The organism is Streptomyces macrolidinus, assembly GCF_023887685.1.
GTDB classification, from domain to species: domain Bacteria; phylum Actinomycetota; class Actinomycetes; order Streptomycetales; family Streptomycetaceae; genus Streptomyces; species Streptomyces macrolidinus.
In genome coordinates this window covers 80,319-93,941 of record NZ_JAMWMR010000020.1, presented here as the reverse complement: position 1 = coordinate 93,941, position 13,623 = coordinate 80,319, and the positions used below count along the sequence as shown (strand labels likewise).

Sequence of the window (13,623 nt, the reverse complement as noted above, 5' to 3'; positions counted from 1 at the left end):
CCTACGGCTCGCGCCGTGGGGTTTCCTGCTTCACCGCCGACTGCCCGCCCGGAGTGCTCCGTTGAGGTCTTACACCAGCTCCACAGGCCGACACCGTCAGTCCGACGGCCAGCAAGTTCTTCGCCGCGTTCACATCCCGGTCATGGGTCGTGCCGCAGTCGCACGTCCAGGTACGGACGTTCAAGGGCATCTTGTTCTGCAAGGCGCCGCAGTCCGAGCACAGTCTGGAGGACGGGAAGAAGCGGTCGACCGCGACCACGTTGCGCCCGTACCAGCTCGCCTTGTACTCCAGCATGCTCCGGAAGTCCGACCACGCGGCATCACTGATCGCGCGGGCCAGGGTGTGGTTCCGAACCATGTTGCGCACGGTCAGGTCCTCGATCACGAGCGTTTGGTTCTCACGCACGAGTCGAGTGGTCAGCTTGTGCAGGAAGTCCCGCCTGCGGTCGGCGATCCGGGCGTGGATCCTGGCGACCTTGCGCCGGGCTTTCGCCCGGTTCCGGCTGCCCTTCTCCTTACGGGCAAGGACACGCTGTGCTCTCGCCAGCCGGGCACGGTCCTTGCGTTCGTGCCGGGGATTGGCGATCTTCTCACCGGTCGACAAGGTCAGCAGATGATCCAGCCCGACGTCGATACCGACCGCCGTATCCACGGCCGGGAGCGGCCTGACAGCCTGGTCCTCGACCAGCATCGACACGAACCAGCGGCCGGCCGCGTCCTGCGACACGGTCACCGTCGAGGGCTGTGCACCCTCCGGCAAGGGCCTGGACCACACGATCGCCAGCGGGTCGGTCGTCTTCGCCAGGGTCAGCCTGCCGTCGCGGAAGCGGAACCCGCTGGTCGTGTACTCGGCGCTCCTGCGCGACTTCTTCTTCGACTTGAAACGCGGGTACTTCGCCCGCTTGCCGAAGAAGTTGGTGAACGCTGTCTGCAGGTGCCGCAGGCACTGCTGCAGCGGCACGGAGGAGACCTCGTTCAGGAACGCCAGTTCCTCGGTCTTCTTCCACGCCGTCAGCATCGCCGACGTCTGGTTGTAGTTGACCCGTTCCCGCCTGGCCCATGCTTCGGTCCGGGCGGCGAGCGCCATGTTGTAGACCTTGCGCACACAGCCGAACGTGCGGGACAGCTCCGCTGCCTGCGCGTCCGTGGGATAGAAGCGGTACTTGAACGCCCGCTTCACCTGCGTCATGGTCACGGCTCACAAGCTAGTGAAGCCGCTTGTGAGAGTCAACTGCGGGCCAGAGCACAGTCTTTCGCCTTGACGGCGAAACCCCGCCCTTGCCCTGCTCCGCAGGAGTTTCGTTTCCTCCCCCACCTGAAGGCGGGGGTATCCACGAAAGGAATCAGATGATGGCCCGGGTGCTGGGTTGCCTCTACACCACCGACAGCGGCAGCCTCACCGCCTCCGAACTCGCCGAGCGTCTCCAGGTCAGCCCGGCGTCCATCTCCAAAGCGATCACGTTCCTCGAGAGCCAGGACCTCGTCCGCCGAGAACGCGACCAACGCCGCCGCGAGCGCTACGTCGTCGACGACGACCTCTGGTACCAAGCGATGATCCGCAGCGCCCGAGCCAACGACCAGTTCATCGAGACCGCACGGCAAGGCGTCGCCGTCCTCGGCCGCGGCACCCCGGCAGCCACCCGCCTGGAGAACGCCGCCCGCTTCCTGGACTTCGTCAGCGAAGGCCTCATCCGCGCGGCGGAACAGGGCCGCGAAGTCCTCTACAGCAGAACGGAAACGAATCAGGACGGCACCGCCACGCCACGCTCGGATCACGCGTAGACAGCCGCCCTTGCCCCAGCCCGTGAGACGCGTGCGCGGTGTTCGCCCGAGCTGCCGATCGTCATGCCGAACGGCGGTAGGGGTGCGGGCGGCGGGTCGGTCAGGTCGGGGAAGCGCCGAGGAATCTCAGGACGGCGAGAACGCGCCGGTGGTCGGCGTCGGCTGCGCGCAGGTCGAGTTTGGCGAGGATGTTGTTGATGTGCTTGGCCACTGCGCTGTCGCTGACGACCAGGGCCTCGGCGATCCCGGTGTTGGAGCGTCCCTCGGCCATCAGGGCGAGTACCTCCCGTTCGCGTGGCGTCAGCCGATCGAGCGGGTCACTGCGGCGGCGCACGAGCAACTGGGCGACCACCTGTGGATCCAGTGCCGTGCCCCCGGCTGCAACCCGCCGAACGGAAGCCACGAACTCCTCCACGTCTGCGACGCGTTGCTTGAGCAGGTAGCCGACGCCGCTGGTGTTGGCCGTCAGCAGGTCGGCCGCATACCGCTCCTCGACGTACTGCGAGAGCAGTACCACCGCGGTCTGCGGCCATTGCTCACGGATCACCAGCGCGGCGCGCACGCCTTCGTCGGTGAAGCCGGGTGGCATGCGGACATCGACCAGGGCCAGCCCGGGCCGGTGTTCCTCGACGGCCGCAAGCAGGGCTTCGGCGTCGCCGACTTCGGCGGCGATCTCGAAGCCGGCCATTTCCAGGACCTTGACGAGCCCGACGCGCAGCAGCAGTGAGTCCTCGGCGATCACGGCTCGCATGGCAGCTCCACGGCGATGGTGGTCGGGCCCCCGACCGGGCTGCTGATGTGGAAGGTGCCGTCGACGGAACCGACCCGTTTGGCCAGCCCGCTCAGTCCGCTGCCGGTGGAGGTGTCGGCGCCGCCGATCCCGTCGTCGGTGATGTTCACGCGCAGCATTCTCCCGATCTGTTTGACAGTGACGTCCACGCGGGTGGCGCGGGCGTGCTTGGTGACGTTGGCGAGCGCCTCGGAGACCACGAAGTAGGCGACCGACTCCACGGTGGGCGCCGCGCGCTCCTCGAGGTCGACTCGCAGCCGTACCGGGATCGGTACCCGGGCGGCCAGGCCGGACAGCGCCGCGTCCAGCCCGCGGTCTTCGAGGACGGCCGGGTGCAGGCCGCGCACCAGGTCGTTGAGTTCGGCGATGGCCTCCTTCGCCTCGCGGTGCGCCTCGTCGATCACGGTGCGGGCCTCGTCCGGCAGGTTGGTGAGGGTGGCCTTGGCCAGGCCCAGGTTGACCGCGAGGGAGACCAGGCGCTGCTGGGTGCCGTCGTGCAGGTCGCGTTCGATGCGGCGGCGTTCGGTGTCGACGGCGTCGATCAGGTCGGTGCGGCTCTCGGACAGGTGCTCGACACGCTGCTGAAGCTGCTGGGAGCGGCTGGTCCCGAGCAGCGCGAGCGCGATCCGGGTCTCGGCGCGGGTCACCGGCCCGGTCAGCCAGAGTGCGGCGCACAGCAGCAGCAGGCCGGCCGCGGTGTAGTACACCGCTTGGGTCGCGTAGTCGACATAGTCCAGGCGAACCTCGACCGGCAACATCCAGGCCCACCCGATGACGGTGACGCCGGCAAGGCCCGCGACCCACGCAGCGAGCACCCCCAGCTCCACCACAGCCAGGAGCAGACCGACAAGCAGGTGGTATCCGGCCTGCCGCCAGGTCTGGGCCACGAACAGCCACCGCAGAGCGCGCCTCAGCCACCCTTGCTCGCGCGCGGCCGGCAGCCGGAGGATCTCCACTCCCAGCAGCACCCGGTAACGGCGTCGCTGCACAGCGGTGAGCGCAAGCGCACCGAGCAAGATCAGCACAAACAGGAGCGGGAGCCACTGCCACGCCCTCGACTTCGCGACGATCGACATCCAGCTCCACCACGGCACCAGCGCAAGGTGCAGCGGAATCCCGGCCGCCAAGAAACCGGTGTCCCGCCGGACCCGAACAACTCTGCGCCGCAGCGCCCGGGGAATCGTCATGGCTCGACGGTAAAACGCCAGGTGAGGGCTATGCCATGCACCGTGCATCCGGATCGATGGTGAAGCTGGCGCCACCCTGAGAACGGCACCCGGCATTACTGACTGTGATCGCTGTGCGGCTCAGGCTGAAGGGCATGCAGGAAATCACCGAACTGTTCCCGGAGCCGGACGCCGAGCGCGGCATACGCAGGCCGCACGGCCCGCGCACGGGATCGCTGCCCAGCCCGCAGCGCCGACCTCCGGACCGCCTTCCAGGCCGACGGCGGGGTCTCGTCCTGGCCGGCTGCGGGGTGGCGCTGCTGCCGTGGCTCGTCGTGTTGGCCACCAGCCTGCCGACCACCTTCCGTGCCTCGCACTGGTCCGCCGCCTGGGTGGGTCTGGACGCGCTGGAGGCGGTCGGTCTGATCACCACAGGGCTGCTGGCCACCCGCGGGGATCGACGACTGGCACCGGCCGCCGCCGCGACGGCCGCCCTGCTCGCCGTCGACGCCTGGTTCGACACGATGACCGCGGCCAGCGGGAGCGAACTGCGCACGGCGCTGGTCATGGCGTTGTTCGCAGAACTTCCGCTCGCAGCGGTATGCGTCCGCCTGGCGGTTCGAGCGCTGCCCCGCACCCCATGAAACCCGCCACACCGACCCGGGCGCGCCCGACGCCGGTTGCGGCTTTAGCCTGTCGAGCCATGGGCAAGCATTCCCGACCCGGACCGCCGAACCAGCCGTCCCGAGCGATTTCGCGTGCCGACCCGGACAATCCGCTCGCGCCGTATGCGAAGCGGCGCCGCCCGCCGTTGGACATTCACCGCCGTCACCGCCCGCTCCACGGTGGTGGCGGCCACCTTCGCCCTGACGACCCGCGGGCGCTGGAGGAGTGGAGCGGACTTTCGTACGAGCCTGCGGGCATGGCTCGGAACCTCGTGGAGGCTCAATGGTGGGTGGACGAAGTGATGATCAGCGATCCGCGAGCGTGAACGGGCGGTGTCCGACTGCCAGCAGGTGTGAGCTGGCCGCCAGCAGTTCCGGGTACGGCTCGGCCAGGCGTGCGGCGGTCAGTGCCGACTCGAACATCGGCGAGTCGATCAGTGACTGGCCTGTGTGCCGTTCGGTAGCGGCGAGCAGCGACCAGGCCGGTCCCTCGATCCCGAAGACCTCTGCACCGTCGAACCCCGCCGCGGCGACCTCGGTGCGCAGTTGGTCCCCGCTGTGGAAGTAGGCGGCGGTGAACGCCTTCCTGCCGTCGTGGGTCTGGGTGCTCAGAATGGAGCCGATGCTCCTTTGCATCGGCTCCTTGTGCAGGTGTGCGTACGCGGTGTGCTCGAACAGTGATGCATACCGGTTGATACCGGCCGCCGCGACCAAGCCGCCCGGTTTGAGGACGCGGTAGGCCTCGGCGAGGGCGCGGTCACGGTCGGACCGTTCGATCAGGTGGTAGAGCGGCCCCAGCATGAGGACGACGTCGTACGAGGCGTCTTCGGCTGTCAGTTGCCGGGCGTCACCCAGCTCGGTCGTGGCGCAGGTGTCCTTGGCCTGTTCGAGGTGACGGGGTACGGGGTCGATGAGGTGGACGTGGTAACCGTCCTCCGTGAGCCACCGGGCGTGCACCCCCGGGCCGCCACCGACATCGAGGACCCTGGCGGGCGGTGCCGGGAGGTGGCGGCGCAGCAACTCCTGCGTGCGCACCATCTCCAGGCGACCGTCCGCCGTGGTGACCAACCGGCTCGCTTCGTCGGTGGCTTCGCTGTAGTACCTCACGATCTCCGGAGCAACCTCGAGGCTCGTCATGCCTGCATTCTCGTCGCTTGCCATGAGGTGAGGGTCGTCCCTGGCGAGTGAAGTTCAATGCTGGCGTCTGACGGATCTGGACGATGCGTCGTATCCACGGAGTTGTCGGCCGGGGGGTGGCTGCCACACATACGGGTCCGGCGTTCGTACCTCGCCTGCGAGGTCCCAGGCGTTCACTGCGGATTCGCCTGTGCGCGGCCGGGTGAGCAGACGCGTGACGGCCTCATGAACCAGCCGGAACACGGGCCATCCCCTCCGCGAGCGTGAGCCGGGCCCATACGCACTTCGCGTACGGCTCCTGCCGGTGGCCCCAGGCGTCGGCCAGCACCTCCACGAGCGCCAGTCCGCGACCGTTCTCCGCGTCGGGGCCGGAATCGTGAATTCGGGGGAGCCTGTCCCGGTCCGGGTCCAAGACCTCCAGGACCAACTCCGGCTCCTGGAGCGTGAGTCTGACCTCGACCTGGGCGTAGGAGACCCGGCAGTGGGTCACGGCGTTGGTGACGAGTTCGTTGGCCAACAGGACGACGCTGTCGGCGAGTTCGCCGGTGATTCCCCAGTTTGCCAAGGCCTTGCGGATGCGTTGCCGGGCCGTTGGCGCGTGCTCTCTGCGCTTGGGGATGCGGAAGGTTTCGGTTGCGGGCATGGGGGTGCCGTACCTCCTGACGGGACGTCAAGGTCGGCGCCGGTTCCGCGGCGCCGTGAAGCTGCTGACGTATTCGACACCAGGACAACTCAAACCGATGAATGTATGCGCAGGTGTCACTCAATCGTGTGATGTACGCCCGGAGTTCCGGCTGGTGTGCCAAGGTGGCCGAAGGAGAAGGGGAGGTCACATGCCCGCAGGTGGACGGCCGACAGTGCGCAGTAGGCGTCTGGGTACGGCGCTCAGGCAGTATCGGCATGCCGCGAAGCTGGACCAGCCGCAGGCCGCCGAAGTGATTGCGTCAAGTCAAGCGAGGATCAGTCGCGTTGAGAGCGGACACGCCACGCCACGTGTCATCGAGGTACGGCTGCTGTTGGATGCATACGGCATCACGGATCCGGAAGTACGCGCCAAGCTCGAGGAGTTGGCCAAGAACTCCAAGAACCGGGGTTGGTGGCTCGAACATGCGGAACACCTGCGACCGGATTACGTCGACCACATCGCGTTGGAGGACGACGCGACCTATATCCGCGAATGGCAGCCGGTCATGGTGCCAGGGCTCCTGCAAACCCCAGCCTATGCGGAGGCAGTTATCGCCGGTGGTCCCCACTGCATCGATCCGGAACGGGTCGACCAGCTGGTGAAGGTGCGCGTGGGGCGGCAGACGAAGATCGAAGAGGGTGGAGCGTCGTACACGGTCATTCTCTGGGAAGCCGTCGTCGCACACCCGTTGGTCAACGTTGAGATTCATCAGGAGCAGTTGTCCGCGATCCTTGAGATCGGACAGCGGAAGAACGTCACTGTGCAGGTGCTGCCGTTCAGTGCGGGTGTCCTGGCTGGCTACTCCTCTGGCTTCTACTCCTTCAGCTTCGATGAGGAGCCGACGGTCCAAGCGGTCGCTATGGACAATCTTCGAGGCACGTCGGTCCTTGAAGGGGCCAAGGACCTCGCCGCTTACGCCAATGCATACGACCTACTACGATCGTCGGCGTTGGCTCCGGACGCGAGTGCGAAGCTCATCCGGAGCATACTGCGGAGCTTGAAGGAAGACACGCCATGGTCGAGGTCGTAAGCCCCTTCTGGAAGTCGTCGTACTCGGGGCAGGAGAACGCTTGCGTCGAGGTCGCCGACACTGCCCCCGGTGGCCGAGCCGTCCGCGACAGCAAGCAGCACAACGGCCCCCTCCTCACCGTCTCCCGCGAGACCTGGCAGGCATTCCTCCGCCAGTTCTCGTAGGCCACAGGGCAACGAGGGGCGCCCGGCGGATTCGTCGTCGGGCGCCCCTCGTTCGTCGTAGCTGAAGCCCTAGAGCTTCTCGATCACGTAGTCGACGCACTTCGTCAGCGCCTCGACGTCCGCCGGGTCGATCGCCGGGAACATCGCGATGCGGAGCTGGTTGCGGCCGAGCTTGCGGTACGGCTCCGTGTCCACGATGCCGTTGGCGCGCAGGGCCTTGGCGATCGCGGCGGCGTCGATCTCGTCCGTGAAGTCGATCGTGCCGATGACCTGGGAGCGCTTGGCCGGGTCCGTCACGAACGGGGTCGCGTACTTGGACTCCTCCGCCCAGGTGTACAGGCGCGTCGACGAGTCCTTCGTGCGGGCCGCGGACCAGGCGAGGCCGCCCTGGCCGTTCAGCCACTTCAACTGCTCGTCGAGCAGGAACAGCGTGGCGAGCGCCGGGGTGTTGTACGTCTGGTTCTTGCGGGAGTTGTCGATCGCCGTGGGCAGGCTGAAGAACTCCGGGATGTGACGGCCCGACGCGTGGACGCGCTCCGCGCGCTCGATCGCGGCGGGGGAGAACACGCCGATCCACAGGCCGCCGTCGGAGGCGAGCGACTTCTGCGGGGCGAAGTAGTAGACGTCCGTCTCGGCGATGTCGACCGGCAGGCCGCCGGCGCCCGACGTGGCGTCCACCAGAACGAGCGAGCCCTCGTCGGCGCCCGGCACCCGCTTGATGGGCATGGCCACGCCCGTCGACGTCTCATTGTGCGTGAAGGCGTAGACGTCGGCGCCCGCCTCGGCCGTGGCCTCGGGGTGCGTGCCGGGGTCGGCGGCGATGACGGTGGGCTCGGCCAGCCACGGGGCGAGCTTCGCGGCCTTGGCGAACTTGGAGGAGAACTCGCCGAAGGTGAGGTGCTGCGACTTGTTCTCGATCAGGCCGTGGGTCGCGATGTCCCAGAACGCGGTGGAGCCGCCGTTGCCGAGGACGACCTCGTAGCCGTCGGGGAGCTGGAACAGCTCGCGGATACCCTCGCGGACCGAGCCGACCAGGTTCTTGACCGGGGCCTGGCGGTGGGACGTGCCGAGCAGGGAACTGCCCGTGGCGGCGAGGGCGTTCAGCGCCTCTGTCCGCACCTTGGAGGGACCCGCGCCGAAACGACCATCCGCGGGCTTGATGTCAGCAGGAATCTGGATATCAGCCACGAGTCGGAGCGTATCCCCTCGGCGAAACCGTACGGGAACGTGTCCGTCCGATGAGACGACGCGCGTCGCCCCGTGGAACTGTGGGGACGTACGAGGGTTGCGCGGCCGTTGCCTCGTCGTCAGCCGCCATGCTGGAGCCATGACCGATCAGGCTGGGCTCGCGGCGCGGCTGCGCCGGGCCGTGCGGGGTGACGTGGACTTCGGTGTCACGGCCCGCGCGTTGCACACCATGGACGCGTCCAACTACCGGCGGGTGCCGCTCGGCGTGGTGGCCCCCCGGGACGCGGAGGACGTGGCGGCCACGCTGGAGGCGTGTCGCGCGTACGGCGTGCCGGTCGTCGCGCGCGGCGGCGGTACCTCGATCGCCGGGCAGGCGACGGGCACGGGCGTGGTGCTCGACTTCACCCGGTACATGAACCGGGTCCTGGCCCTGGATCCCGAGGCGCGCACGGCGGTGGTGCAGCCGGGTCTGGTCCTCGACCGGCTTCAGGAGGCCGCCGCTCCGTACGGCCTGCGGTTCGGCCCCGATCCCTCCACGCACGCCCGCTGCACGCTGGGCGGGATGATCGGCAACAACGCCTGCGGCTCCCACTCGGTGGCCTGGGGGACCACGGCGGACAGTGTGCGCGAGGTGTCCGTGCTCACCGCGCGGGGCGAGGCAAGGACGCTGGGCCGCCGCTGGCAGGGGGCTCCTCAAGGGCTACGGGCCTTGGTGGAAGGAGAGTTGGCGCTGCTGCGTACGGGGTATCCCGCCCTCCCGCGCCGTATCTCCGGGTACGCGCTGGACGCGCTGCTGCCCGAGCACGGCGCGGACGTGGCCCGCTCCTTCTGCGGTTCGGAGGGCACGCTGGGCGTTCTCACGGAGGCGGTCGTCAGCCTCGTGGAGGCGCCCCGCGCCCGTGCGCTCGCCGTGCTGGCGTACGCCGACGAGAGCGCCGCGGCCGAGGCGGCGGCCGGGCTGCTGCCGTACCGGCCGTTGACCGTGGAGGGCATGGCCGCCGACCTCGTACCGCCGTCGGCCGGGCTGCCGCGCGGCGGGGCGTGGCTGTTCGTGGAGGCGGGCGGCGCGAGCGCGGCGGAGGCATGCGCGCACGCGGAGGCGATCCTCCGGGCGGCGGACGTGACGGACGCCGCGGTGGTCACCGACCCGGCGGGGCAGCGCGCGCTGTGGCGGGTGCGCGAGGACGCGAGCGGTACGGCGACGCGGATGCGGGACGGTACGGAGGCGTGGCCCGGCTGGGAGGACTGCGCGGTGCCCCCGGCCCGACTGGGCGCGTACCTACGGGACTTCCGGGGGCTGCTCGCCGAGCACGGGCTGCGCGGCACGCCGTACGGGCACTTCGGGGACGGCTGCGTCCACGTCCGTATCGACTTCGACCTGCTGACCGAGCCGGGCATCGCCCGCTTCCGCCGCTTCTCGCGGGACCTCGCGGACCTGGTCGTCTCCCACGGCGGCTCGCTGTCCGGGGAGCACGGCGACGGGCAGGCGCGGGCCGAGCTGCTGCCGCGGATGTACGGGCCGGACCTGGTCGACCTCTTCGGGCGCGCCAAGGACGTCTGGGACCCGGACGGCCTGCTCAACCCGGGGATGCTGGTACGCCCGGCCCGGCTGGACGAGAACCTGCGGTTCGCGGTGCTGCCGCGCGAACCCGTGGACGTCGCCTTCGGCTACCCGGCGGACGGCGGCGACTTCTCGGCGGCGGTACGGCGCTGCGTGGGCGTCGCCAAGTGCCGTACGACGACGGTGTCCGGCGCGGGCGTGATGTGCCCCTCGTACCGGGCGACCGGCGAGGAGGAGCACTCCACGCGCGGGCGCGCCCGGCTGCTGCACGAGATGCTGGCGGGCGAGGTGATCACCGACGGCTGGCGGTCGACGGAGGTCAGGGACGCGCTCGACCTGTGCCTGTCCTGCAAGGGCTGCCGTACGGACTGCCCGGTCGGCGTCGACATGGCCACCTACAAGGCGGAGTTCCTGCACCACCACTACGCGGGGCGGCCACGACCGGCCGCGCACTACACGATGGGGTGGCTGCCGGTATGGCTGGCGGCGGTCGCGCGGACGCGTACGGCGCCGGTGATCAACGCGCTCGCGTCCGTGGGACCGGTGGCGGCGCTCGGCAAGCGGCTGGGCGGGATCGCATCCGAACGAGACCTTCCGCGACTGGCGGAGGAGACGTTCACCCGATGGTGGCGGCGGACGTCCGGCAGCCGTGAGCGGGGGAACACCGCCTCGCGGGTCGTGCTGTGGCCGGACACCTTCACGGAGCATCTGTCGCCGTCCGTGGGCCGTGCGGCCGTACGGGTGCTGGAGGCGGCGGGGCTCGGGGTGGTCCTGCCACCGAGGGCGGCGCGGCCGGGCGGCGGCGGGGGGCCCGCCCGTCGCGGCCGGGTCTGCTGCGGTCTGACGTACATCTCCACGGGGCAGCTCGACCGCGCCCGAGCCGTCCAGCGGCGCACGCTCGACCTGATGGAACCGGTGCTGGCGGCCGGGCTGCCGGTGGTCGTCCTCGAACCGAGCTGTGCCGCCGCGCTCCGTACGGACCTGCCGGAGCTGCTGCACGACGACCCGCGCGCGGCCCGGCTGGCGTCCGCGGTGGTGACGTTCGCCGAGGCGCTCGAACGGCACGCCCCGCACTGGACGCCCCCGCGGGTGGACCGCCCGGCGGTCGGCCAGACCCACTGCCACCAGCACGCGGTCCTCGATGACGCCGCCGACCGCCGACTGCGCGCGGCGGCGGGCCTGTCCGGCGAACTGTCCGGCGGCTGCTGCGGCCTCGCGGGCGACTTCGGCTTCGAGAAGGGCCACTACGAGGTCTCGACGGCCTGCGCGGAGGAACGCCTGCTCCCGGCCGTGCGCGGGGCGTCGCGAGACGCGGTGGTCCTGGCGGACGGCTTCTCCTGCCGCACGCAGGTGGAGGAACTGTCGGGCCGCCGCGCACGGCATGTGGCGGAGGTCCTGGCGGAGGGCTTGGAGGGGGTCGGGGAGGAGACCTGCTGACGGTTACGCCGTCTTCCCCGCCCGCCCCCGGCCCACCTGTGTCCGTACCGCCCCCATGCTCGCCGCGATGACCAGGGCGATCGCCAGCGTCTGGAGTGCGGTCAGGGACTGGCCGAGGACCAGGAAGCCCGCGGTGGAGGCGATCGCGGGTTCCAGGCTCATCAGGACCGCGAAGGTCGAGGCGGGGAGGCGGCGCAGGGCCAGGAGTTCCAGGGTGTAGGGCAGGACCGAGGAGAGCATGGCCACCCCCGCGCCCAGGCCGATCGTCGCCGGGACGAGCAGCTTCGTGCCCGATTCGGCGATGCCGAGCGGTACGGACAGCACGGCCGCGACCGCCATCGCGAGCGCGAGCCCGTCGGCCTGCGGGAAGCGTCGTCCCGTACGGGCGCTGAAGACGATGTACGTCGCCCACATCGCGCCCGCGCCGAGCGCGCAGGCGACGCCCACCGGGTCCAGGTCGCCGAAGCCCCCGCCGCCCAGCAGGAAGACCCCGGCCAGGGCGAGACCCGCCCACAGGAGGTTCACCGCGCGGCGGGAGGCGAGGACGGAGAGGGCCAACGGGCCGAGGACCTCCAGGGTGACGGCGGGGCCGAGCGGGATGCGGGCCACCGCCTCGTAGAAGAGGCCGTTCATCGCGCCCATGGCGATACCGAAGGCGACGACCGTGCCCCAGTCGGCGCGCGAGTGCCCGCGCAGCCGGGGGCGGCAGACCACGAGCAGGACGACGGCCGCCGCGACGAGCCGCAGCGTCACCACGCCGAGCGCACCGGCCCGCGGTATCAGGGTCACCGCGAGCGCCCCGCCGAACTGCACGGAGATGCCCCCCGCGAGCACCAGCCCCACGGGCCCGAGAGAACCCAGGCGGCTCGGCCCGCCGCCTGCGCTGGGCGAGGGAGCCGTGGAGGGCGCGACCTGGGCCGGGGTCGACGGGGTGGTGCTGGGGGTGTTCACGGGGCCTTCCAGTGGGCTCGGAGTGCGTTCGGAGTGTGCTCGGAGAGCGCTCGGAACGCGATGGGCGTGCTCACCCATGATGCGCCCGTGCGGGCCGAGTGCGTACGCCGCCGGGGGCGGGGGCCTTCCGGACACCTCGCCCGCGACCGCCCCTCCCGTACCGCCCGTCCGACGACGGCCGAAAGTCCATGCAAGCACGCTTGCTTGTTTCCGCGTCCGCTGCCATGCTCCCCGCACACCGCCGTGCCCCGAGGGGAGCGCATCGTGTCCGACGTGTCGTTGGTGATCGACGATCTGGCCCGGGAGAGCGAGGAACTCGACGGCCTGGTGGCTGAGTTGGACGCGAACGGGTGGGCGCGCGCCACCCCCGCGCCGGGCTGGACCATCGCCCACCAGATCGCCCACCTGGCCTGGACGGACCGATGCGCTGTCTCGGCCGTCACCGACCCGGAGGCCTTCGCGGCCGAGCTGGAGAAGGCGCTCGCGTCCTTCGGGACCTGGGTCGACGAGGCCGCGCAGGCGGGGGCCGTGCTGCCCCCCGACCGGCTGCTCGCGCAGTGGCGGGAGGGGCGTGCCGCCCTCGACCGCGCCCTGCGCGCCGCGCCCTCGGGTAGCCGCTTCCCCTGGTTCGGGCCGCCCATGGCCGCCGCGTCCATGGCCACCGGGCGGCTGATGGAGACCTGGGCGCACGGGCTGGACGTCGCCGACACGCTCGGTGTGGTGCGCACCCCCACCGACCGGCTGCGGCATGTGGCCCGCATCGGTGTACGGGCGCGTGACTTCGCCTTCGGGATACGGGGCTGGGAGGCGCCCGGGGAGGAGTTCCGGGTCGAGCTGGTCGCGCCCTCGGGGCACGAGATCTGGACGTACGGGCCACCGGAGGCCGCCCAGCGGGTGACCGGCCCCGCCCTCGACTTCTGTCTCCTGGTCACCCGGCGCGCCCACCGGGCCGACCTCGCGCTGCGGGCCGAGGGGCCGGACGCGGACCGCTGGCTGGACATCGCCCAGGCCTTCGCGGGCCCACCGGGAGCGGGGAGGGATCCGCGAGGAGCCACACGGTGACCCCG

Annotated in this window: 13 protein-coding genes and 1 pseudogene; 7 read left to right on the top strand and 7 right to left on the bottom strand. The window is 70.5% G+C overall.

Going from position 1 to position 13,623, the window contains the following annotated elements:
- Position 1 precedes the first annotated feature (1 nt).
- Positions 2–1,189: an RNA-guided endonuclease InsQ/TnpB family protein gene (locus tag NGF19_RS21345; protein ID WP_252426706.1), complete on the bottom strand. Its 1,188-nt coding sequence runs from the start codon at positions 1,187–1,189 to the stop codon at positions 2–4.
- 155 nt (positions 1,190–1,344) lie between these two features.
- On the opposite strand from NGF19_RS21345, the pseudogene NGF19_RS21340 reads away from it, so the two are divergent.
- Positions 1,345–1,782, top strand: a pseudogene (locus NGF19_RS21340) (MarR family transcriptional regulator); the annotation flags it as partial.
- A 100-nt stretch (positions 1,783–1,882) separates the two neighbouring features.
- Here NGF19_RS21340 and NGF19_RS21335 read toward each other — a convergent pair.
- Positions 1,883–2,533, bottom strand: a complete 651-nt coding sequence (locus tag NGF19_RS21335) for a response regulator (RefSeq protein WP_252426670.1) — start codon at positions 2,531–2,533, stop codon at positions 1,883–1,885.
- On the bottom strand, positions 2,521–3,759 hold the full coding sequence (locus NGF19_RS21330; RefSeq protein ID WP_252426669.1) for a sensor histidine kinase: 1,239 nt from the start codon (positions 3,757–3,759) through the stop codon (positions 2,521–2,523). Before NGF19_RS21330 ends, NGF19_RS21335 begins: the two co-directional genes overlap by 13 nt.
- A 134-nt stretch (positions 3,760–3,893) precedes the next feature.
- On the opposite strand from NGF19_RS21330, the gene NGF19_RS21325 reads away from it, so the two are divergent.
- Together NGF19_RS21325 and NGF19_RS21320 are read left to right on the top strand one after the other, a co-directional pair.
- A complete protein-coding gene (locus NGF19_RS21325) occupies positions 3,894–4,382 on the top strand; it encodes a hypothetical protein (protein WP_252426668.1) in 489 nt (162 codons plus the stop codon).
- On the top strand, positions 4,340–4,729 hold the full coding sequence (locus tag NGF19_RS21320; protein ID WP_308288506.1) for a DUF6087 family protein: 390 nt from the start codon (positions 4,340–4,342) through the stop codon (positions 4,727–4,729). Before NGF19_RS21325 ends, NGF19_RS21320 begins: the two co-directional genes overlap by 43 nt.
- Here the strand turns inward: NGF19_RS21320 and NGF19_RS21315 are convergent.
- Both NGF19_RS21315 and NGF19_RS21310 read right to left on the bottom strand, forming a co-directional pair.
- Complete coding sequence (locus tag NGF19_RS21315; RefSeq protein ID WP_252426666.1) at positions 4,710–5,540, bottom strand: class I SAM-dependent methyltransferase; 831 nt, start codon at positions 5,538–5,540, stop codon at positions 4,710–4,712. The genes NGF19_RS21320 and NGF19_RS21315 overlap by 20 nt on opposite strands.
- 223 nt (positions 5,541–5,763) lie before the next feature.
- Positions 5,764–6,183, bottom strand: a complete 420-nt coding sequence (locus NGF19_RS21310; RefSeq protein WP_252426665.1) for an ATP-binding protein — start codon at positions 6,181–6,183, stop codon at positions 5,764–5,766.
- A 190-nt stretch (positions 6,184–6,373) separates the two neighbouring features.
- Here NGF19_RS21310 and NGF19_RS21305 point away from each other — a divergent pair, with 190 nt between their 5' ends.
- Both NGF19_RS21305 and NGF19_RS21300 read left to right on the top strand, forming a co-directional pair.
- Entirely contained in the window at positions 6,374–7,255 is an 882-nt protein-coding gene (locus tag NGF19_RS21305) for a helix-turn-helix domain-containing protein (RefSeq protein ID WP_252426664.1), read from the top strand.
- Positions 7,240–7,419 carry a DUF397 domain-containing protein gene (locus NGF19_RS21300; protein WP_252426663.1) on the top strand — a complete coding sequence of 60 codons (180 nt, stop codon included), beginning with the start codon at positions 7,240–7,242 and terminating at the stop codon, positions 7,417–7,419. Before NGF19_RS21305 ends, NGF19_RS21300 begins: the two co-directional genes overlap by 16 nt.
- 69 nt (positions 7,420–7,488) lie before the next feature.
- On the opposite strand, the gene serC is transcribed toward NGF19_RS21300, so the two are convergent.
- Positions 7,489–8,607, bottom strand: a complete 1,119-nt coding sequence (gene serC / locus NGF19_RS21295; protein WP_252426662.1) for a phosphoserine transaminase — start codon at positions 8,605–8,607, stop codon at positions 7,489–7,491.
- Between the two features lie 139 nt (positions 8,608–8,746).
- On the opposite strand from serC, the gene NGF19_RS21290 reads away from it, so the two are divergent.
- Complete coding sequence (locus NGF19_RS21290) at positions 8,747–11,605, top strand: FAD-binding and (Fe-S)-binding domain-containing protein (RefSeq protein WP_252426661.1); 2,859 nt, start codon at positions 8,747–8,749, stop codon at positions 11,603–11,605.
- A gap of 3 nt (positions 11,606–11,608) precedes the next feature.
- Here NGF19_RS21290 and NGF19_RS21285 read toward each other — a convergent pair whose 3' ends face one another.
- Positions 11,609–12,556 carry an EamA family transporter gene (locus tag NGF19_RS21285; protein ID WP_252426660.1) on the bottom strand — a complete coding sequence of 316 codons (948 nt, stop codon included), beginning with the start codon at positions 12,554–12,556 and terminating at the stop codon, positions 11,609–11,611.
- A 264-nt stretch (positions 12,557–12,820) separates the two neighbouring features.
- On the opposite strand from NGF19_RS21285, the gene NGF19_RS21280 reads away from it, so the two are divergent.
- A complete protein-coding gene (locus NGF19_RS21280) occupies positions 12,821–13,618 on the top strand; it encodes a TIGR03084 family metal-binding protein (RefSeq protein ID WP_252426659.1) in 798 nt (265 codons plus the stop codon).
- The last annotated feature ends 5 nt before the right edge of the window (positions 13,619–13,623 follow it).

Bases quoted from the DNA above. Each gene is read 5' to 3' on its own strand.
- NGF19_RS21325 (WP_252426668.1), top strand. From the start codon at position 3,894: ATGCAGGAAATCACCGAACTGTTCCCGGAGCCGGACGCCGAGCGCGGC.
- NGF19_RS21330 (WP_252426669.1), bottom strand. From the start codon at position 3,759: ATGACGATTCCCCGGGCGCTGCGGCGCAGAGTTGTTCGGGTCCGGCGG.
- NGF19_RS21315 (WP_252426666.1), bottom strand. From the start codon at position 5,540: ATGACGAGCCTCGAGGTTGCTCCGGAGATCGTGAGGTACTACAGCGAA.
- NGF19_RS21305 (WP_252426664.1), top strand. From the start codon at position 6,374: ATGCCCGCAGGTGGACGGCCGACAGTGCGCAGTAGGCGTCTGGGTACG.
- NGF19_RS21300 (WP_252426663.1), top strand. From the start codon at position 7,240: ATGGTCGAGGTCGTAAGCCCCTTCTGGAAGTCGTCGTACTCGGGGCAG.
- NGF19_RS21320 (WP_308288506.1), top strand. From the start codon at position 4,340: ATGCGTCCGCCTGGCGGTTCGAGCGCTGCCCCGCACCCCATGAAACCC.
- NGF19_RS21290 (WP_252426661.1), top strand. From the start codon at position 8,747: ATGACCGATCAGGCTGGGCTCGCGGCGCGGCTGCGCCGGGCCGTGCGG.
- NGF19_RS21345 (WP_252426706.1), bottom strand. From the start codon at position 1,189: ATGACGCAGGTGAAGCGGGCGTTCAAGTACCGCTTCTATCCCACGGAC.
- NGF19_RS21310 (WP_252426665.1), bottom strand. From the start codon at position 6,183: ATGCCCGCAACCGAAACCTTCCGCATCCCCAAGCGCAGAGAGCACGCG.
- NGF19_RS21335 (WP_252426670.1), bottom strand. From the start codon at position 2,533: ATGCGAGCCGTGATCGCCGAGGACTCACTGCTGCTGCGCGTCGGGCTC.